At 67.6% G+C, this 19,374-nt stretch carries 17 protein-coding genes; all 17 read right to left on the minus strand.

The window, feature by feature from the left end; genetic code table 11:
- Positions 1-3 precede the first annotated feature (3 nt).
- The 17 genes from MLP_RS13755 to brxD all read right to left on the minus strand — a co-directional run bounded on the left by MLP_RS13755 (position 4) and on the right by brxD (position 19,367).
- Entirely contained in the window at positions 4-1,005 is a 1,002-nt protein-coding gene (locus MLP_RS13755; protein ID WP_013863726.1) for a lysophospholipid acyltransferase family protein, read from the minus strand.
- Positions 1,002-2,537, minus strand: a complete 1,536-nt coding sequence (locus MLP_RS13760) for a lactate racemase domain-containing protein (protein WP_013863727.1) — start codon at positions 2,535-2,537, stop codon at positions 1,002-1,004. Before MLP_RS13760 ends, MLP_RS13755 begins: the two co-directional genes overlap by 4 nt.
- A 65-nt stretch (positions 2,538-2,602) precedes the next feature.
- Positions 2,603-4,966 (minus strand): HAD-IB family hydrolase, encoded by a 2,364-nt coding sequence (locus MLP_RS13765; RefSeq protein WP_013863728.1) that lies wholly within the window; start codon positions 4,964-4,966, stop codon positions 2,603-2,605.
- Entirely contained in the window at positions 4,963-5,727 is a 765-nt protein-coding gene (priA, locus tag MLP_RS13770; RefSeq protein ID WP_013863729.1) for a bifunctional 1-(5-phosphoribosyl)-5-((5-phosphoribosylamino)methylideneamino)imidazole-4-carboxamide isomerase/phosphoribosylanthranilate isomerase PriA, read from the minus strand. The genes MLP_RS13765 and priA overlap by 4 nt, the downstream gene beginning before the upstream one ends.
- Positions 5,728-5,784: 57 nt before the next feature.
- Positions 5,785-6,819 carry a hypothetical protein gene (locus MLP_RS13775; RefSeq protein ID WP_041790063.1) on the minus strand — a complete coding sequence of 345 codons (1,035 nt, stop codon included), beginning with the start codon at positions 6,817-6,819 and terminating at the stop codon, positions 5,785-5,787.
- A complete protein-coding gene (locus tag MLP_RS13780) occupies positions 6,816-7,775 on the minus strand; it encodes an N-acetylneuraminate synthase family protein (protein ID WP_013863731.1) in 960 nt (319 codons plus the stop codon). The genes MLP_RS13775 and MLP_RS13780 overlap by 4 nt, the downstream gene beginning before the upstream one ends.
- Before the next feature lie 87 nt (positions 7,776-7,862).
- Positions 7,863-8,762 carry an RNA polymerase sigma factor SigJ gene (gene sigJ, locus MLP_RS13785; RefSeq protein ID WP_013863732.1) on the minus strand — a complete coding sequence of 300 codons (900 nt, stop codon included), beginning with the start codon at positions 8,760-8,762 and terminating at the stop codon, positions 7,863-7,865.
- Positions 8,755-9,390, minus strand: a complete 636-nt coding sequence (locus MLP_RS13790) for a carboxymuconolactone decarboxylase family protein (protein WP_197536412.1) — start codon at positions 9,388-9,390, stop codon at positions 8,755-8,757. Before MLP_RS13790 ends, sigJ begins: the two co-directional genes overlap by 8 nt.
- A gap of 39 nt (positions 9,391-9,429) precedes the next feature.
- Complete coding sequence (locus MLP_RS13795; protein WP_013863734.1) at positions 9,430-10,659, minus strand: DUF6716 putative glycosyltransferase; 1,230 nt, start codon at positions 10,657-10,659, stop codon at positions 9,430-9,432.
- A gap of 9 nt (positions 10,660-10,668) precedes the next feature.
- Complete coding sequence (locus tag MLP_RS26455; protein WP_013863735.1) at positions 10,669-11,616, minus strand: HAD-IA family hydrolase; 948 nt, start codon at positions 11,614-11,616, stop codon at positions 10,669-10,671.
- The gene (hisH, locus tag MLP_RS13805) at positions 11,613-12,233 is read right to left on the minus strand and encodes an imidazole glycerol phosphate synthase subunit HisH (protein WP_013863736.1); all 621 of its coding nucleotides are present in this window, start codon (positions 12,231-12,233) and stop codon (positions 11,613-11,615) included. The genes MLP_RS26455 and hisH overlap by 4 nt, the downstream gene beginning before the upstream one ends.
- Positions 12,234-12,881 carry an imidazoleglycerol-phosphate dehydratase HisB gene (gene hisB, locus MLP_RS13810; protein ID WP_013863737.1) on the minus strand — a complete coding sequence of 216 codons (648 nt, stop codon included), beginning with the start codon at positions 12,879-12,881 and terminating at the stop codon, positions 12,234-12,236. It lies immediately after the preceding gene.
- A complete protein-coding gene (locus tag MLP_RS13815) occupies positions 12,878-13,966 on the minus strand; it encodes a histidinol-phosphate transaminase (protein ID WP_013863738.1) in 1,089 nt (362 codons plus the stop codon). Before MLP_RS13815 ends, hisB begins: the two co-directional genes overlap by 4 nt.
- 221 nt (positions 13,967-14,187) lie before the next feature.
- Positions 14,188-14,724 (minus strand): hypothetical protein, encoded by a 537-nt coding sequence (locus MLP_RS13820; RefSeq protein ID WP_013863739.1) that lies wholly within the window; start codon positions 14,722-14,724, stop codon positions 14,188-14,190.
- Positions 14,721-15,617, minus strand: coding sequence for a hypothetical protein (locus MLP_RS13825; protein ID WP_013863740.1), 897 nt, complete (start codon positions 15,615-15,617; stop codon positions 14,721-14,723). The genes MLP_RS13820 and MLP_RS13825 overlap by 4 nt, the downstream gene beginning before the upstream one ends.
- A 259-nt stretch (positions 15,618-15,876) precedes the next feature.
- Positions 15,877-18,021, minus strand: a complete 2,145-nt coding sequence (locus MLP_RS13830) for a DEAD/DEAH box helicase (protein ID WP_197536413.1) — start codon at positions 18,019-18,021, stop codon at positions 15,877-15,879.
- Positions 18,022-18,056: 35 nt separating this feature from the next.
- The gene (brxD, locus tag MLP_RS13835) at positions 18,057-19,367 is read right to left on the minus strand and encodes a BREX system ATP-binding protein BrxD (protein WP_197536414.1); all 1,311 of its coding nucleotides are present in this window, start codon (positions 19,365-19,367) and stop codon (positions 18,057-18,059) included.
- Positions 19,368-19,374 lie beyond the last annotated feature (7 nt).

The raw sequence follows: 19,374 nt of genomic DNA on the forward strand, positions 1-19,374 counted from the left end.
TCTTCAGCTACGCCAGATCCTGCGCCGCCGGGGGCGACCACCCGCCGTCGGCTCTTCGCTCTGCTGCCAGATGCGCCGCCACCGAGCATCCGGCAGCTCCGCGCCCGATCCGCCGGCACCGCGGCTGACCTGCCACCAGGTGGTGGCATCCTCGTCGATCAGGTCCGCGACCGCCCGATGGATCCGCGCGGTGTAGACCTCACCGGACTCCGCCGGCTGGGCCGTGATCGGCGCACCGTACCTGACGGCGACCCGCGGTCGTCCCTTGCGCGGCCAGGTCGTGCCCTGCGGCATCGCGGTGAAGGCGCCCCGGATGCCGATCGGCACCACCGGCACCGAAAGCTGGGCGGCAACGCTCGCGACTTCGGGGCTGAATGGCTGCAGCACGCCGTCGCGGGTGCGGCCGCCTTCGGGGAAGACCAGCACGTTCCAACCCGATGCCAGCACGGACGCCAGCGGACTCACGTCGAAGCGGGTCTGACCGTCGCGGCTGGGCTCGGCCTCCGGCAGTTGGAACGTGTTGAACCCCAGCGCTGCCGCCCCGGCCTTCCACCAGGTGTGGAAGAAGGCGTCGGAGGTCAGCGCCACCGCGGTACGCGCGCGCCAGGCGGCCGGCAAGGTCGCGAGCACCGAACCCACGTCGAGATGCGAGGAATGGTTGGCCACCAGCAGCGTCGGGCCGCCGAGTCCCGTCAGGTTCTCGGTGCCATAGCTCTCCAGACCGACCTCGGCCTTGATCAGGGGCCGCAACACGCCCGCCTGTGCGGTGTCGCGGACCGCCACCACGAGCGGGGTACGAGCCCAGCCGGTCGGCAGCGGCGGCGCATCCTCGGCGCCCTTGACCGTGCCGATGGCGGTGTCCAGCGCGGACTTGGCCACGTCGACGGTGAGGTGCCATTGCCAGCCGCGGGCCAGGATCTGGAGGTCGCTGGCGGCCTCGGCCAGTCGTCCCGCCGGCCGACGCCGCGGGCCGGCGCCGGCCCAGGGGGCCAGCTCCCGACTCACTGGACGTCCACCGCCAGCCGAGGCGGGGTGTGCAGATAGCTGATCTGCGGCGTCCGTCCGACCGTCGAGGAGACGATCTCCAGCGCATCGGCGAGCGTCGAGGCCGCCCGGAAACCGAGCCGTTCGGCGTTGGCCCGATCGGCGCCGACCCACACGACATCTGAGAGCCCCTGCGTCGCCCGGGCGATCTCGTACCAGCGATGCACCGGGTGCAGACCATGGAAGGCATGACTGGTCCGATAGAGATGGATGTACCAAGGATCGGTCGCGAACTTCTTCTCGAAGTCCGCACTGATCTGCGCCGGGTCGGTGGTGACGCTCAGCACCTCGGCGAAGAAGTCCACGTACGAAGGGTGATAGAGCGGGGAGAAGTCACTGCCCAGCGGATGGAACAAGATCACCGCTCCCCCGTCCCGAACCACCGGTGTACCGGTGTGGGAACCCAGGGTGGCAGCCAGACCGGACCACGCCGCGACCACCGGGTTGATCGGCGAATCCACGCTGTACGGGCTCAGGCTGGGCACCCCGATGATGGCGACGTCGGCCTGACCCGGGACGCTGACCTGCTGTTGGGCCAGCGCAGCGGCACTGCTGGCAGCTCCAACAGCCGCCGGGTCGCCGCCCTGGATACCGATCGGGTGCCAGGGGGCGGCCAGCCGACCGAGGATCCGGCGACGCAGCTTGGCCGAGGTGACCGCTGCCGTGCCACGGCGGAGGGCGAACCAGCGGGCCTGGTCCTTCACGCTCCACTCCCACTCCCGCTTGGCGAGGAAGCTGAGCGGCTCGGGAAACACGTCGGCGTCCAGCACCGCCTCGACACTGAACACCGGAATCTTGGCCGCCACCAGTTCAGCCGCCTGGGCGGTCAGTCCGGGAGCAGCGTCGGCTGCCCCGAGTCCGGCCAGCGTGCTCGCCGCGCCGAGACCGGTGAGCACCCCGGCCGCGCCGTTGCCGCCGCGCGAGTTGACCAGCCGGACATGCACAACGAGATCGGAGTCGACGACCCGTTGGTTCAGCGCGACGCTGAGCTCTCCGACGGTGCCGATCTCGGCCAGCGCCTCGGTGTCCTCGGCGTCATGGTTGGTCAGCAGCCCATCGGCGAGGAAGGAGCGCAGCACCCGTTCGCCGACCAGCTGGCGCAGCTCGGCGACACTCTGCCGGCGGTTCAGACCGATGGCGGCGATCAGCGCGACATCGTCCACACCGGCAGCGGCTGCCCGGCTGAGCACGGCTTCGATGATCTTGGCCCGGAGGTCGGGCGCCGTCATGGCCGGCACCGGGGTGGTGTTGTCACCGAAGGTGATGGTCAGCCGCATACCGGGACGCAGCCGAGCGCTCAGCGGTTCGGAGCCAACCGGGTTGTCGAGTGCGGCGGCGATCGCCTCGGCGACCGGGACGGCAGGCAGCGAGTCGGCCGGGTAGATCACCCGGGCACCGAGCGGCAGCCGCTCCAGCCGGAAGGTGTCGCCGGAAGCGACCAGGACCGGTGGGGTCCGTTCATCGACGTCGAGGACGAATCCGGGGCGGGCCATCTAGCGTGCTCCTGTCGCTGGCTTTGAATGTTGCGGGGTTGCCGGGATCATCGTGCCTGCGTCTGTCATCGAGGTAGGGCCCAGCGTGGTGTCGTAGGAGCGATCTTCCACTCCACCGTTGTCCATTGGTTGGCCGCCGCGGCCCGCATCAACGCGATGTCCGGGCTGACCGCAACTGCGTTCCCGACCGCGGACAGCATCGGCAGGTCGGAGTGGGAATCCGCGTAGGCGAAGCTGCGACTCAGGTCGATGTCGTGCAGCGCGGCGTAGTGGGTGAGCCAGGCGGCCCGGGACTCCCCGACCAGCGGCGGACCGGTCAGGAAACCGGTGCAGCGGCCCTGATCGTCGGTCGCCAGGTCGGCGGCCACCACCACGTCGAAGAGCGGATGGAGCGGCCTGGTCAGCGGCCGGACCACGCCGGTGATCAACACCGTGGTGTGGCCGGCGGCCCGGTGCTCCCGGATCCGGCGGCCGGCATCCGGCGACAGCCGGCTGAGGATGGTCGGTGCAAGCTGGGTATCGACGAACTCCTCGAGCGCCTCCAGGTCGGCACCGGCGTACCGGCGGTAGACCGCGCGCAGGAAGGTGCCCCGGTCGCGCCGCTCGGCGCGCAGGTAGGCGGGCAGCCGCTGCAGCACCTGGCCGAGCTCAGCGACCTGGCGTGGCGTCGACATCTCCGGCAGCCGAGCCCACAGGTACTGCTCGATCACGTTGGTGGACATGATGGTGCCGTCCAGGTCGAAGACCGCGAGGGCACTGGCGCCGGCCTTGTTCTTGCTCAGATCCTTCATCGTGGTCGGCCGGTTACCACGCCGCCGGCGCAGCGCATCCATCCGGCGGACCGTGGTGGTGATGGACGGGCAGTGCACGTCCTTGATGTAGGTGTCCCAGTCGTAGACCGCGGTGTCGAAAGCGAAGATCGGCTGGTCGTCGGGATGCAGCGACTCGGTCAGTGCCAAGGTGTTGTCGTCGACGAAGTGCAGCTCGGACTGGGCGTACTCGTTGTAGAGCGACAGATACCGACGCAGGAAGTCGAGTCGCCCGCGGGTCCGGTCCAGGTCCAGCGCGAGCTTGCGGGTCCGTGCCGAGCGCGGAGCCTTGTCCAGCAGCCGATCGGCCAGCTTGTGGGCACGCTCGGAGGTGGACAGCAGTCGCTCCACCGACGCCGCCCCCGGAAAGTGCCACTGCGGCAGCTTGGCGGCCCCTCGCGGGCCACCCTCCAGCGGGTGCTCCAGGAAATACTCCCGGATCCGCTCGTACAGGCCTTGGAAGGTCAGCGGGTTCCGGGCACCGGAGTTGACGTGATAGAACTCCGGCTCGCCGATCCTGGGATGAGTGGCACAGACGGCCAGGATCGCGTTGACCACGTGATCACAGGGCACGATGTCCACCACTGCGTCCGGCGAAGCCGGGAACTCGGGCAGCTCGCCCCGCCCGTACGCCAGGATCAGTGGCTCGGCCATCTTGAAGCCCTCGATCCACCCCGGGTACGGGTGCAGCCAGGAGGACTCGACGATGGCCGGCCGGACCACCGACACCTCGATGTTGGCGCCGACCTCGGCGACCACCCGCTCGCCCAGCGCCTTGGTGAAGGTGTAGACGTCGGTCCAACCCAACGACCGGGCACGCTCGGTGCCGGCCTTGACCAGCTCGGCCTGCACCCATTCCTGGCGCCGCCGCTCGGTGTCGGCGGCCGTGGTCAGATAGCCGGCCTGCCGATGCTCGCGCTCGGCCTGCTTGCGCAGCTTCGTGAGCTGCTCGGAGGTTCGCGACTCGGCCTCGATCAGATCCCGCATCGCCAGCCCGGCCTTGGTCTCGGCCTCGTAGTCGATCGAGTGAACGTGCGGCGCCTCGGGAATCGCCCCGCGCCGACGACCGGCGGTGTACGCGGTCGAGATGTGCACGTAGTGCGGGACCTTGACCAGATTGCCCGAGTCGTCGGAGCAGGCTTCGATCATCCGATCCATCAGCGCCTGGGTGCCGACCACGTTGGTGGTGAAGGCCTGGTCGATGGGTGGGTCGAAGGAGACGTCGCCGGCGCAGTGCACCACGACGTCGATGTCGTTCGGCAGTGGCGGCACGTTCGGCAGATCGCCCTCGATCACGTCGATCCGGCTGTCCAGCAGCGCCTCGGGACCGCCGGCCGCCTCCCGCGCAGAACGGAAGATCTCCTTCTTGACCACGGTGATCATCCGGTCCCGGGCACCGGCAGATCGCTTGCGACGCACCAGGACGGCCGGCGTGGTGTCGGGCAGGTCGGTGAGGATCTTCCACAGCAACTGCTCCCCGATGAAGCCGGTGACACCGGTCATCAGGATCTTCTTGCCGGCCAGCAGATCGCGCAGCCGCCCGTCGAGCAGCGGTCGGTCGGAGCGCTGCTGTGCGGCCACACTGCGCCGGAACGTGTCAGCCGGGGACACAACACTCATCGTGAACTGGCCTCCCTGGCTGAACTCGCGGCGAGCTCGAGCGCATCGGTCAAGGTGAAGTTGCCGACGTACAGTGCCGTACCGATGATGGCGCCCTCAACGCCCTCGTCGACCAGCGCTGCAAGCGCGGCGATGTCGCTGAGGGACGATATCCCACCACTGGCCACAACCGGCGCATTCGTGCGGGCACAGACCTGCCGCAACAACGTGGTGTTGGGTCCGGAGAGCATGCCGTCGGAGGCGACATCGGTGACCACATAGCGGGCACACCCGGCCGCGTCGAGCCGGTCGAGGGTCTCCCAGAGATCGCCGCCCTCCCGGGTCCAGCCGCGGGCTGCGAGCCGGGAGCCGCGGACGTCGAGCCCGATGGCGACCCGCTCGCCATACGCCGCGATCACCTCGGCGCACCACTCCGGCCGCTCCAAGGCGGCGGTGCCGATGTTGACTCGGGTGCAGCCGGTCGCCAGGGCCCGCTCCAGCGAGGCGTCGTCGCGGATCCCGCCGGACAACTCCACCTGCAGGTCCATCGCGGCGGTGACCTCGGCGATGACCTCGGCGTTGCTGCCGCGACCGAAGGCCGCGTCGAGGTCCACCAGGTGAATCCACTCCGCGCCGGCGTCCTGCCAGCGCCGGGCAGCGGCCCGCGGGTCGCCGAACACCCGCTCCGAACCGGCCACCCCCTGCACCAGTTGGACGGCCTGTCCGCCGGCCACATCCACCGCCGGGAGCAACTGCAACCGGTCTCCACCACGTGCGTTCACGCGGAAGACCCTATCGCCGGACGGCGACAGTTCCGATTTCTCGCGAAACCCTGGCGTTCAGCAGGCGGCGCTGGCGAGTCCGTGCTGCCGGCGGGCGACGCTGGTCACGGTGCCGAGGAAACGTCGAGAGTGAGCGCCGGTGTCCGGTGTGTACCAGCTCGGTTCGATGTCACACACCAGCAGTTCGACTCCCGTACCGGCCAGCACCACCGGCAGCGTATGGACCACGGTGGAGGGAAAACTGACGACCACTGAGCCCACCTCCCCGGCTCGCAGGAAGAGCTCGAGCGGCCGGTCTGGGATCGCCACCCGCAATCCCAGGGCAGCGATCCTCGCCAGCTTGGCAGGTGACTCCTTGCGATGCGCGAGATAACGGTCGGCGCGATGCCGGACAGCGAGGGAGGCGACCGCCACCACATAGTCGCCCTCGGCCACCACGCCGGTCTCGACCAGGGAGGTGCCGATGAGGTCCGCGCCGAGCTTGAGCACCGGCTTCGGATACTGCGAACGCAGCCAGCCATAGTCGTTGGTGATGACCTGGGCCTGGGTGAGCTCGACCGGTAGACAGCTGAACACGGTGAGCCGGCAGCCGGAGCTGGGCTCCAGCCGGCGACGCAGGGAGTCTGCGATCTGGTCCCGGGCAAAGCGTGCGATGTGCCGCTTCTGCTCCGTCGTCGCCACCTGGTGCCAACGTCGCAGATGCTCCCCGGCGACCCACTGCCGGGCCAACTCCAAGGTCGCTGTGCCGTCGTCGACGAACGTGACCTCACTCGGCTTGACGAGGCTGACCACCACCTGCATCACGCCGGAGAACGGATCGCCCAACACGAGCCGGTCGGCGCCGGCCAGATCGCCGGCGAGCGCACGTACGGTGCGGGCAATTGCCGCGCCCCCGGACCGTGGCTCGTGCCAAGAGACCGTCAGCCCGGCGCTGCGCGCCACCTGCGCCATCGTGCGCAACTGCCACCGGCTGGTCTCGTTCGCCGGCGCCAGCACCAGGACCGACGGCCGTGCCCGAGCCCAGTGTGCCCACTCCACCACGTTCAGCAGCTGTGCCGGGCTCTCCACCAAGGCGACGGTCTTCACGCTCAACTTGCGCCGACCAGGATCGGTTCGGTCGGCTGGACCTCGTCGGCAGTCTGTACCCGGCGCAGCTTCTTCATGGCCACCAGTTCGCCGTCATAGATCCGCTTCACCCCGTCGCCGAGGGAGTCGGTGATCGTCCGAATGTCGCGGACCAGCCGCTGCAGCCCCGGCGGCTCGACCGAGGCAGCCTGGTCGGAGCCCCACATCGCCCGGTCCAACGTGATGTGCCGCTCGACGAACGTGGCCCCGAGGGCGACCGCTGCCAGGGTGGTCTGCAGTCCCACCTCGTGCCCCGAATAGCCGATCGGCACATTCGGGAAGTCGGCCTGCAGCGTGTGGATCATCCGCAGGTTGAGCTCCAGCGGCTTGGCCGGATAGGTGCTCGTGGCATGGCAGAGCACGATGTTGTCGCTGCCCAGCACCTCGACGGCGTGCCGGATCTGGCGCGGCGTCGACATGCCGGTGGAGAGGATGATCGTCCGTCCGGTGGCCCGCAGCCGACGCAGCAGCTCGTCGTCGGTCAGCGATGCCGAGGCGACCTTGTGTGCCGGCACGTCGAACTGTTCGAGGAAGTCGACCGACTCGACATCCCACGGCGAGGCGAACCAGGCGATGGCACGCGAGCGTGCGTACGCGTCGATTGCCGCGTATTCGTCGGCACCGAACTCGACCCGATGCCGGTAGTCGATATAACGCATCCGGCCCCACGGCGTGTCTCGCTCGAGGTCCCATTGATCTCGCGGCGTGCAGATCTCGGGGGTTCGCTTCTGGAACTTCACCGCATCACAGCCGGCGGCGGCAGCCTGGTCGATCAGCGCGAACGCGTTGCTGAGCTCTCCATTGTGGTTGATGCCGATCTCACCGGTGACATAGACCGGATGGCCGGCGCCGATGATCTTGTCCCCGATGGTGCGGGTGGGGATCTGCAGCGTCGTCATGGGCGCATTGGGGATGATGCTCATGCTCGCACGCTAGGTCGATAACCTTGCTGAACGGCCGATGTCGCCTGAACAGGTGACCAACAAGAGTCGACGGACCACGTCACCGGGTCATCGGGTCACCGACCAAGGCTTTCCAAGCCCGCCGAGCTTCTCCGGGTTCAGCATGATCAAGACCTGCTCGACGACTTGATCCACGACCACCAGCTGAACGGCAGCCATCAGCTGCTCGCCGGCCCAGGCCCGCCAGCCCGGTACGCCGTTGATGAGTGCCGGTTCCAGCTGGAGCCCTGGGGCCGCCTTCTGTGTGATCCCCACCAGCAGCCGGGCTGCCGCGTCCGCACCCTGCACGGGCCGCCGGGCCGCTCGCACCTTGCCTCCGCCGTCGGAGAGCACCACCACGTCCGGCGCCATCAGATCCATCAGTCCTTGGATGTCGCCGCCGATCACCGCCGCGGTGAAGCGCTCGCGTACCTGCTCCGCCAACTCATCGTCGGGCTCGAAGCGAGGTCTGCGAGCCTCAACGTGCTGCCGGGCTCGATGCGCGGTCTGGCGGACCGCGGCCGGCGTCATGTCCAACGAGTCGGCGATCTCGGCGTGGTCATAGCCGAAGACCTCTCGCAGCAAGAACACCGCGCGTTCCTTGGGACCCAACGACTCCAGCACGACCAGCAGCGCCAGTGACACCGACTCCGCGAGCACGATGTCGTCGGCCACGTCGGGTGCGGTGAGCAGCGGCTCCGGCAGCCACGGTCCGACGTAGTCCTCACGTCGCCGAGCCAGGGTACGCAGCCTGTTCAGCGACAGCCGGGTCGCGATCTGCGCCAGGTAGGCCTTCGGGCTGCTGACTTCGACGTCCGCCGGCCGTCCCGTCCACCGCAGGTAGGTCTCCTGCACCACGTCCTCCGCGTCGGCGACGCTGGCCAGCAGCTCGTACGCGACGGTGAACAGCAACGACCGGTGCTCGTCGAACAGCTCGTCGTCGGACGCGGTCGCCGTCGGATCAGCCACGGTTCGACGGTAGCTGACAGCTCGCCGAGAACCCTTGGGAGACCAGTCCCAGTGACGCATTGAACCGAGAGCGCTGGTTCTCGACCGAGATCATCATGGTCAGCTCGATCAGCGCCTTGTCGCCAAGCGCTTCCCGCAGCCGTACGACCATCTCGTCGGTCGCCGCGCTCGGGGTCGCGGTCGACGCAATCGCGTACTCGATCACCTGCTTTTCCAGCGGGCTCAGGTTGTCGGCTTCGCGCCAGCGCGGCACGGCAGCGAGCTTGGCGAGATCGAGGTCCTCCCCGTTGGCCTTGAAGAACCCGAAGTCCACGCACCAGGAGCAGCCGATCTCGATCGCCACCGCCATCTCCGCCAACGAGGTCAGCAGCGGGTCCAGGCTGTCGAACTTCGCCACCCGGCGCTCGTGAAACAGGGTCGCCCACAAGACCTTGCGGTTGGCGGCCATGGCGAAACCGTTGTCAGCCGCTTGGCCGTAGAGCCGGTTGCTGAGCCAGTTGATCAGCCGTCCGGTCAGTCCGGGTGGCTGGTCGATGGGCACCCTGGCCAGCAGCCGCCGAGCGTCGAGCTCGGTGCCGGGCCCTGGGGCGACAGAGAGGAAACGAGGAGTGTCATGTGAGGTCGTCATGCTCACGAGACACCGCCCGGCCCTGGCGTGTGACACCGCTCAGCGTTGAGCCCGTCGTCGCAGGCGGCGCGCCCGGCGCAGCAGCACCGGTGGCAGGAGATCTCGGATGATCTTCCCGCCCGGGTCACGGCGCACCATCCCAGGCACCGGCGTACTGCGCAGATAGCGTGCAGTGCTGGCGAAATAGGCCGAGTCCCACACCGCTCGTGACGGCCGTTCCCCCGACGCCAGCAGCTTCTCCACCCGATCGCCGATGAGCTCGGCCGCCGTGCCCGGTCGATCGAAGAAGTAGCTGTCCAGCCACGGTTGAGCCGGCGTCCCGAGTTGATCGTCGATCAGCTCATCGAAGGTACGCAGCAGCCCGCTGGGCAGGAACACCTGGTTGCCGTAGCGCTCGTGCACCCCGAGATCCAGGATGAGCCCGACCCGGCAGCCCGCGCCGACCGCTTCCAGGCACGCCGTCGAGGACACGGTCAGCAGCAGGTCCACCTGTGGAAGCGCCTCGCTGATCGGCGTGTAGTCGATCCGGAAGTTCGGCGGGCGCTCGATCCCGGCCAGCAGGTCCTCGGGATGGTGCTTCATGGTGTGGAAGGTGTCCTCGTCCGGGCGGTGTCGCGGCTTGAGCAGCACCTCCCGGTCGGGATGGGCGTACGCGTAGTCGATCAGCCGCGTGTAGACGTACCGTCGTTCGCCGGCTTGCCTGGGGACCGTCGGCTGGTCGGCAAAGAGCACCTGCCGGATCGGTCGGCCATGCGGGGGCTTCAGCGATGACGTCAAGATCGGCAGCCCCGACAGCAGCAGATTGTCGGCGGCGAGCCCTAGCTGGCCTGCGACGCCTAGGAAGTATTCGAGGTCGGCCACGCAGTTGACGGCGACGACATCCGAGCCCGATCGGTCGAGATAGCCGGCGGCGATCTTCTCGATGACGACACCCACCCAGCCCGTGACCAGCACCGGCCCCGGTTCGCCGTCGGCCGCTCGCTCGCTCAGTTCGGCTGCCAGGTCGACGGTGAACCGCAGGGTGGACGGCCCCGAGAGCGCGCAGACCACCACCTCGCTGGCCAATGCCCGGCTGACCAGCTCGGTCCAGCTGCAAGACTCGACGGCTTCGAACCCGGCGGCAGCGATCTGACCCGGTGAGAGCGCGGAACGGACGTCAGGCACCAGGACGGTGCAGTCGATTCCTCGAGCCGTCAGCTCCCCGCGGATGCCGGCCAGCCATTTGAGCTGGGAGTCGAAAGCGGCGACCAGGAGAGCTTTGCGAAGCACCCGGCGAGGCTAGGCCGAGGCATTGAACAGCTCGTGAACATCAAGCTCCCGGACGACCATCTCCTGGCTCAACGGGGCGAACAAATGCGGAAAGGAGTACGTCGTGCCCTCCTCGACCACCGGTCGTGCCCGCCCGGGATCCAGCTCGAGCACGATGAGCTCCTCGGGTTCGAAGCGGCCGAAATAGCGCTCGATCACCGCCTCGACCTGTTCGCGATAGGCCAGGTGCACGAAGCCCTCGGCCTCATAGCTGGTGCCGTGGCTGGACCACGGGTAGGAGCCGGCCCGCCGCGCTTCGTCCCAAACGATCCGCTGAGTGGTGTGATACAGCGGCTGGCTGATCGGCGGGCGCGCGCCCAACAGTCCCAGTTCCACGAGTCGGGCGCGAAGTGTGTCGGCGTCGGTGAACTGGATGGCGGTCAGCCCCAGCTCGGTGGCCGCCACACAGTTCGCCGGGTTGTCGTCGACGAAGATCGCGGTCGACGCGTCGACGCCGAACCGGTCGAGCAACAGGTTGTAGAGCCGCGGATCCGGCTTGATGATCCCTTCCCGACCGGACACCACGATGGCTTCCAACCGCTTCAGGATGCCGAACCTGCGTTGTGCCATAGGAAAGGTTTCGTCCGACCAGTTGGTCAGTCCGAGCAGGCGGACTCCGCCCCGCGCGAGTTCGGCGAGCACCGCGGAGGTGCCCGGCACGGGCCCGGTCAGGGCTCGGTCGAAATAGCGTCGATAGGCGGTGATCGTCTCGGCATACTGCGGCCAGTTGCGGGCCACTTCAGCCTCGCCTTCGGCGAATCGGCGTCCCTCGTCGTTGCGACGGTTCCAGTTGGCGAAGTCGACGTCCCGCATCAGCTGGCGGGCCTCATCGACATCGACCTCTGCCTTGAAGGCTCGTACGGGATCCCAGGACAGCACCACACCGCCCAGGTCGAAGATCGCCGTACGCCGGGTCACAGCCGTGCGATCCAGTTCCTGATCAGCCGGCCACCCGCGACCCCGGACTTCTCCGGATGGAACTGGGTGGACCACAGCGGCCCCTGCTCGACGGCGGCCACGAACCGGTCACCGCCGTGCTCGGCCCAGGTGATCCGCCGGTCCTCGGTCTCCGGGAGCTCGCGGACGCCGTACGAGTGCACGAAGTAGAACCGCTCGGACTCGATGCCGGCGAACAACTCGCTGCCGGGCGCCGGCTCCACGGTGTTCCAGCCCATGTGGGGCAGCCGATCAGCGTGCAGCAGCTCCACGGTGCCCGGCCAGATGCCGCAGCCGTCGGCGTTCACGCCGTGCTCGATCCCGTTGCCGAACAGCACCTGGTGACCGACGCAAATAGCCAGCACCGGCTTGTCTGCGGCGACTCGTTCCGCGATGAGCCTTGGTCCGCCGACCTCGACCAGACCTGCCATGCAGGCGGCAAAGGCACCAACACCGGGCACCACCAGGCCGTCCGCGGCGGCGGCCAACGCCGGGTCGGAGGTCACGGTGACCCGCGCACCCGCCTTGGCGACGGCCCGCTCAGCGGAGCGGATGTTGCCCGATCCGTAGTCGAGCACCACGATATTCGGGGTCCCCACCTAGAGAGCCCCCTTGGTGCTCGGCACGCCGTCCACCCGGGGATCGAGCGCGATCGCATCCCGCAGCGCTCGAGCGACGGCCTTGAACTGGGCCTCGACGATGTGGTGCGGGTCGCGACCCGACAGCACGCGTACGTGCAGACAGATGTGCGCGTGGAACGCGAGGGTCTCCAGCACGTGCCGGGTCAACGAGCCTGCGTACGGGACGCCGCCCTGTCCAGACGGAAACGGACCGCCGCCGATCAGTGCATACTCCTGACCGGGCGGTTCCCCGGTGTGCACGCAGTACGGCCGACCGGACACATCGACCACAGCCTGAGCCAGCGCCTCGTCCAGCGGCACCAGAGCGTCGGCGAACCGGCGGATCCCCCGTTTGTCGCCGAGGGCCTCCCGGATCGCCTGACCGAGCACGATCGCGGTGTCCTCGACGACGTGATGGGCGTCGATGTGCACGTCGCCGACGCTCTCCACCGTCAGGTCGAGCAGACCATGCTTGGCCAGCGCGGTGAGCATGTGGTCGTAGAAGCCGACCCCGGTGCTGATGCTGGACCGGCCGGAGCCGTCGAGGTCGAGGCTCACCTTGACGCTCGACTCCGAGGTGGCCCGCTCGATCGTGGCCGTGCGGCTCCCCGCCTGCTCCGAGCTCACAGCAATCGTCCCTTCTCGGTCCCCAGCACCGACGTCAAGGCGGCCTTGAACGCCGCCATCTCCTCGTCGGTCCCGGCCGAGACACGCAACCAGCCTTCCGGACCGACGACCCGGATCAGCACACCTTTGTCAAGAAGAGCCTGCCAGACGGCCTGGCGATCGGCGAACCGGCCGAACAGCACGAAGTTGGCGTCGGAGTCGGCGGCCTGCAGGCCCTGGTCCGCCAACCAGGCGGCGAGGGCGTCCCGATTGGCCCTGAGCTTGTCGACCGCCGCGAGCAGTTCGTCGGCGTTCGCCAGCGCGACGCGGGCGACAGCCTGGGTGACCGCTGAGAGGTGATAGGGCAGCCGCACGACTCGGAGGGCATCGACGAATTCGCGTGAGGCGGCCAGATAGCCCAGCCGCCCGCCGGCGAAGGCAAAGGCCTTGGACATCGTCCTGGTCACCGCGAGCCGCGGATAGTCCGGCAGCAGTTCAAGCGCGCTCGGTGTGCCCGGCCGAACGAACTCGTAGTAGGCCTCATCGACCACCACCACGCCCGGCGCGGCGTCGACGATGGCGCGGATGGTGTCGAGGTCGACCGCCGTACCCGACGGGTTGTTCGGGCTGGCGATCAAGATGACGTCGGGGCGTTGCTCGGTGACAGCCTGCACCGCCGTGACGGGATCGATGGTGAAGTCATCGCGGCGCGGGAAGGTCGTCCAGCCGGTGTGGCTGTCGCGGGCGTACTCCGGATACATCGAATAGGTGGGGGCGAAGCTCAACACCGTGCGGCCCGGGCCGCCGAAGGCCATCAGCACATGCAGCATCACCTCGTTGCTGCCGTTGGCCGCCCACACCTGGTCTGCGGTCAGCCCGTGTCCGAGATAGGCGGCCAGGTCGGCGCGGAGTTCGACAGCGTCCCGCTCCGGGTAACGGTTCATGCTCTTGGCTGCGGCAGCCGCGGCGGCGCCGATCTCCGCAGCAACCTTGTCGCTGGGCGGGTAGGGGTTCTCGTTGACATTCAGGCAGTAGGGCACGTCCAGCTGCGGCGCGCCGTACGGGACCTCCCCGACCAGCTCGGGACGGACCGGCAGTCCGCTCATCGGCGAAGATCGATCATCCGTAGCACCCTGCGATTCTAGGGAGACCCTCTGACAACCGACCGGTTATCCAACCGACAAGATGGCAAGCTGGGCCCAGCGATCTGGGCCTCTTGGTCCGGCCACGACGCATCTGGCATACTTGACGGTGACTGGGGCGCTGAGCCTCAGGAAGTGAGCCCGAGACCCGGCCGGACGACCGTGGCGCTCGGGCTTCGCGCATCTCAGATCTCTCGCACCGCGCTCACGATTGGTCGCACCCGCTGCCGCCAGTGGCCGCCCTTCGCCCAGCACCAGGCGATCGCGTCGGGCAGGATCAGCAGTGGCTCCTGGTGTCGGGTGACGTGGGCGTAGCTGATCCGATCACGTAGGTCGCCCGTACTCGTGAGGTCCAGGAGTGTTTGGCGGTCCCAGCTCAGCAGTGTCTCGTCGCGGTCGAACAACACCCTCGTCTGCACGTCCCGCGGAACATCGTCCAGGAGCGCCCGAAAGCACCGCACACGCCGGTCGCGCTCTGTCCCGATGCGCCCCGCGTCGTAGAGCGCGACTCGAAGTTCGAGACTCTGGAACCTGACGATCGTGTCGGCGATCGCTCGTTTGCGGGACTCCTTCTCGTCCTTCATGTGCAGGCTTCGCTGTCCGGGCAGAAGTAGACCGTCGAGTTCCCTCTTCGCGATCCGCAACTGGTCATAGCTGCCGATGGCGGCTGCGACCAGATACCCCTTGGCCTTCGTCTCGTCGACGTAGATGTGCGTACTCACGGCCAGATCCCTGTCGAAGTACCAGGAGGCGGGGTCACTGGCGCAGGATTCGCTGTTGTTTCGGGCGCCAACGCCTTCTTTGACGACTTGATCGGGACGGTCGCAGGCGGGACGAGGAGTCCGACCAGGGTGTAGACATTGACCTCGGTAGCGCCAGTCGGTGCGAGCGGGGCGGTCTTGATCCGCTTACGAATGCTGACGAGACCCAACTGCTCGAGTGTCTTTATCCCGCGCTCGGCAGTGTCTGCACTCCAGCCATACCAATCTGGCACTCGCTCGGACGCCAGTTCGAATCCTGGCTTTTCGTGCAGAGACACAAGCAGCATCGCGAGCGCCGGAGTGTCCAGCTTCTCGTACCAACCTTCGGTCCAGAACCGATGGCTGAGCTTGAGAAAACGATCAGCGTGGCCGTCTGGTCTGGTGTACGACGTCCCCGATCCGTCGGGCCGCAGCAGGGTGATAGTGATGTTGCGCGCCTTCCCCGTGCGCTGCCGAGTGATGAGGTTTCGCTGCTCGAGGCGACTTAGGATCTTGGTGGCCGCGGAGGACGCGGATGCGCGGTCGGCGGTCTTGGTGGCGTCGAACACACGCGCCCAGACCGCGAGGGGCAGCGTTGTGCTCCAGCCATCTTCTCCTGCCCCGCTGCTTATGATCGCGTGCGCGAACAGCAGCGCTAGGAGCCCGCGACGATCGCCCTTGCGGATGAACTCGCTCAGCGGGCCAGCGCGGTTGGCCAAACTCTTGTCGGGGTTCTGAACAAAGTCCCTCAGCAGCGGGGTGAACTCGCGCCCAGAACGCTTCAGGAGGTAGGCACGAGTCGCCGCCTCGTCAGCCGGCGCCTCGTCCTCGACGGAAGTGCTGGCGCCAGGATCGGGGTAGGTCGGCTGGTCCATGCCTCAAGAATCAGGTGTCGCAGCGCGATTTTCAAGCGGACCGTCATCCTCAAGATTGACGGCACAGCGGGTGCTTTGGGTAAGCCCTGTGAACTCCATGCGATCTCCAATGGCACAACTATGTAATAACTCCGGTCAACTTCCGGATGAGCGACCACTTCCAATCGGGGCGCGGGTTGACACCAAGCGCACCAGCTGGGTGGTCACGGACGATCGGCCTCGAATCCGCGCCCGGTAACCGTCCATCGACGTGGAAGGCTCACGCGCCGCCTCTAGGACCTGGCACCCAGGTCGCGATCGGACGCGCCAGAACCCTGATTGCGCCCTCGCGATCAGCCAGCCGGGACTGCAGGGTGTCGCGAGCCAGATCTGGCGGCAACAGCTCGGAGAACTTCAGCTGTTCCAGCGCCCGGTCGCTGACGAAAGGCCGGAGACCCGCAAGGTCGCTCACCCGAGCTTGCACCTCGTGCACGGTCCGTCGCAGGTCATGAGCACCGACACTGCTGCGCAGCCCTATTTGGCGGTTGTCGTACACGTAGTCGTCATCGACCAGCGTTGGGTCGACCGACTCCAATGCAGCAACCAGGATCGCGTTCGCTCGGCCACCGGCCCAGGTCCACCACCGAGTGCGACCGGCGTCAGTGACAACCAGCGTGCTGTCCGCATCAACCCGGTTCAGGTACTCCGCGTGCACCGCCGGCAGGTGCTCAATCGCCCGGCGCGACAGCCGTGTTCGGGTCGGCAGAGCACCGAGCAGCACTCGCCGCTGGGCATCGACGAACTCGTGTGTCTGCGGCTGCCCGACGCTGATCCAGCGAGCGGCGCCAGACACGTCGGCCGGCTCGACGTGCGCGCGCCGCCTGGCCCAGTCGATCGCGGTCACCAGCCACCCCCGCCCGGCCAGTGCGAGCACGCGAGGTCCAGTCACCTTGCGGACGAGTACGAAGGGGTCAACCTGACCGATCTCGGTTCGGCCGTGCACGATTGTGAACTGCGGCGAGGACGTGAAGACCGACAGCAACTCGAGGAAATGCCGGCGACCGAACTGCTTCTCCGCTTCAGGGCCGACGAACACCATCGGGCCGTCGACATCGAGGTGACCGGTCTGGACCATCCAATCGGTGATCAACTCCCGATCGACATCTGACCCGAGCGCAAGTCCGCCTAACGGCTGCCACCACGAGCCCCGTGGGAGAGCCCGCTTCTGTAGCGCCAGCGCCACGAGTTGCTGGGCCAGCACATGCCGTGGCAACGGAGGCGGCACTACTGGCTCGACAAAGCCCTCCTCCCAGAGCAGCGCCAGCGCCGTCGTCTGCACGAGTTCATCGTCTGTCACGGCCAGGAACAGCAGGTTGCGACTGCTGCCGGGTCGGCGCCCGGTGCGCCCGAGCCGTTGCAGGAAGGATGCGACGGTCTGCGGAGTGCCGACCTGGATCACCCGATCAAGATCACCGACATCGATCCCCAGCTCCAGGGTTGAGGTCGACACGATGACGCAGTCCCGGGCCTCGGCGAACGCTTGCTCCGCCCGACGCCGCTCGTCAGAACTCAAGGAGGAATGCGACACGTACGTCTCGGTGCCGAGCCGACGCAGCTGGTTCGCCAGCACCTCGACATTCGCTCGTGTCTCGGCAAAGACCAGCCGCTTCTCCCCCGTGTGCAGTGCAAAGATGACCTTCGCCGCATTCACCAGGGACGCCACATAGTCGATCTCGATCGACGGTTCGACCACGCTGCCCTCGTTCGACCGGTTGCCGATCTCCAGACTGATCACCTGGCCTACTCCGCGATCCGCTGACGTCGAGCCTTGGAACCAAGACAACAGCTCTGTAGCGTTGCCAACGGTCGCCGACAGGCCGATCCGTTGCAACCGGCGGCCCGCGATCTCGCTCACGCGGGCAAGCACCGCGAGGAGGTGCCAGCCCCGGTCGTCGCCGGCGAAGGCATGAATCTCGTCCACTACGACTGCGCGGACATCTGACAGTAAGGATCGAGGATCGGTGACCGCTGAGACGAGCATCGACTCCAGCGACTCCGGCGTTGTCAGCAGCACATCGGGATGTTCGATCGTCAACCGGCGGCGCACCGACTGCTTGGTGTCGCCGTGGCGAACGGCTGCTGTTCGGCCCAGCCAGCCCGCGTACGCGGACAGTCGCGGCTCAAGGTTGTTGAGGAGGGCCCGCAGCGGGCACACGTAGAGCACAGATGTGCCCCGCCAGTCATCAGCCGCCATCCGGGTGAGGAGTGGGAACAAAGCGGCCTCGGTCTTCCCGCCGGCGGTCGGAGCCAGCAACAGGGCGTCCTGTCCTGCCACGATGGGCTCGATCGCCTGGGACTGCAATGGCCGCAAGCTCGTCCAGCCAAGGGTGTTGACGATGTGGTGCTGCACCACCGGATGCAACACCTGAAAAGGATCAGCTGCTTCGCGACCGTCCGTCATCAAAACTCGAGATCGATATCGTCCGGTCCTTGAGCCCCGCGAGCTCGCGGGGAGCTCGCCGTCGCACGCTCGGTCGCGGTCAGTTCTGCGTCGGTGACGGTCAACCGGTAGTGCTGCCGTGGGTCGAAGTCCTCGAACTGATCAACGCGGTCCAGCACATCTCCGACGAGCTTCTTGAGGAAGACTCGTGGGGCAACGCCGATACTGCCGCCTAGCGAGCCGGCCACCGCATCAGCCAGCACACCCAGGTATGCATCGTCGACAAGAGCGCGGACCCGATCTGCGTGATCGCTACCCTCTGCGTAAAGATCTCGGACCCGAACTCCCAGCTCCACCAGGGATCCCCGGGTGAATCCGGCCAGCCGGATCTGCACTGCTCTGGGGTTGTCGAAGCGTCGCTCAGCAGTGAAGTCGGCGTGCAGGCGCTGCGCCAACGGCGGCAGCCGAGACAGCCCGGACGGTCCCTCGAAGAAGGCTGGGGTGCCGGTGATCATCAGGTACAGACCTGGGTAGCGGCCGGCGTCCATCTCGTCGATCAGCTGCCGTAGCGCGTTCAGTGCCTTGTCCCGCACATCCCCGCGCACCCGCTGCAGCGTCTCTACCTCATCGAGCACGACCACCAACCCGGGATGCCCAGCGTCCCTCAGTACCAGGAGCAGTCCCTGCAAAGCACCCATCGCACCGAAGTGATCGAGGTCGCCGCGAATCCCGGCAGATCGCTTTGCGGCGGCGGCCACATGTGGCTGACCGCCGAGCCAGGCGATTAGCGAGTCCGCGGTCGACTGGTCACCGCCCGACACGGCGGCCCGATAGGCCCGCAGCGCCTGCGCGAACGCGGGTGTGGTGTTTCGCACCGCAGTGAGCCGTTGCTCCAGCACTCGGTCGACCGAGGCAACTGAGCCCTCACCGCTCTCCTCGACGTCCGACTCCACGGTAAACAGCCAGGAGTCGAGCACAGAACGGAACGCGCTCGGCGGTACCGACAAGGTCCGCAACGACTCCACAATGCGGCGGTAGACCGTCTCCAGCCGGTGCAGCGGCGTCTCGGTCTCCGAGATCTGCACCTCCGCCGCGGCGAAGCCTCGCCGCAACGCCAGTTCGCTCAGATAGCGAGCGAAGAATGTCTTGCCCGATCCGTACTCACCGCGCACGGCCTTGAAGACCGAGCCGCCGCCAGCGACTGTGGTCAGCTCATCGCTGAGCGTGGACTCGAATGGCCGCAGGCCAACCGCGAGCAGATCCAGTCCTTGCGCAGGCACAGTGCCTCGACGCAGCGCATCCAGCACCTCCCGTCGGCGGCGCGGCGACACGGGCCCA

This window comes from Microlunatus phosphovorus NM-1 (genome assembly GCF_000270245.1).
GTDB lineage: Bacteria > Actinomycetota > Actinomycetes > Propionibacteriales > Propionibacteriaceae > Microlunatus > Microlunatus phosphovorus.

What these genes read in the sequence shown, in the direction of transcription:
- MLP_RS13760 (WP_013863727.1), bottom strand. Translation starts at nt 2,537, where the DNA reads ATGGCCCGCCCCGGATTCGTCCTCGACGTCGATGAACGGACCCCACCG.
- MLP_RS13765 (WP_013863728.1), bottom strand. Translation starts at nt 4,966, where the DNA reads ATGAGTGTTGTGTCCCCGGCTGACACGTTCCGGCGCAGTGTGGCCGCA.
- MLP_RS13780 (WP_013863731.1), bottom strand. Translation starts at nt 7,775, where the DNA reads ATGAGCATCATCCCCAATGCGCCCATGACGACGCTGCAGATCCCCACC.
- MLP_RS13790 (WP_197536412.1), bottom strand. Translation starts at nt 9,390, where the DNA reads ATGACGACCTCACATGACACTCCTCGTTTCCTCTCTGTCGCCCCAGGG.
- MLP_RS13815 (WP_013863738.1), bottom strand. Translation starts at nt 13,966, where the DNA reads ATGAGCGGACTGCCGGTCCGTCCCGAGCTGGTCGGGGAGGTCCCGTAC.
- MLP_RS13825 (WP_013863740.1), bottom strand. Translation starts at nt 15,617, where the DNA reads ATGGACCAGCCGACCTACCCCGATCCTGGCGCCAGCACTTCCGTCGAG.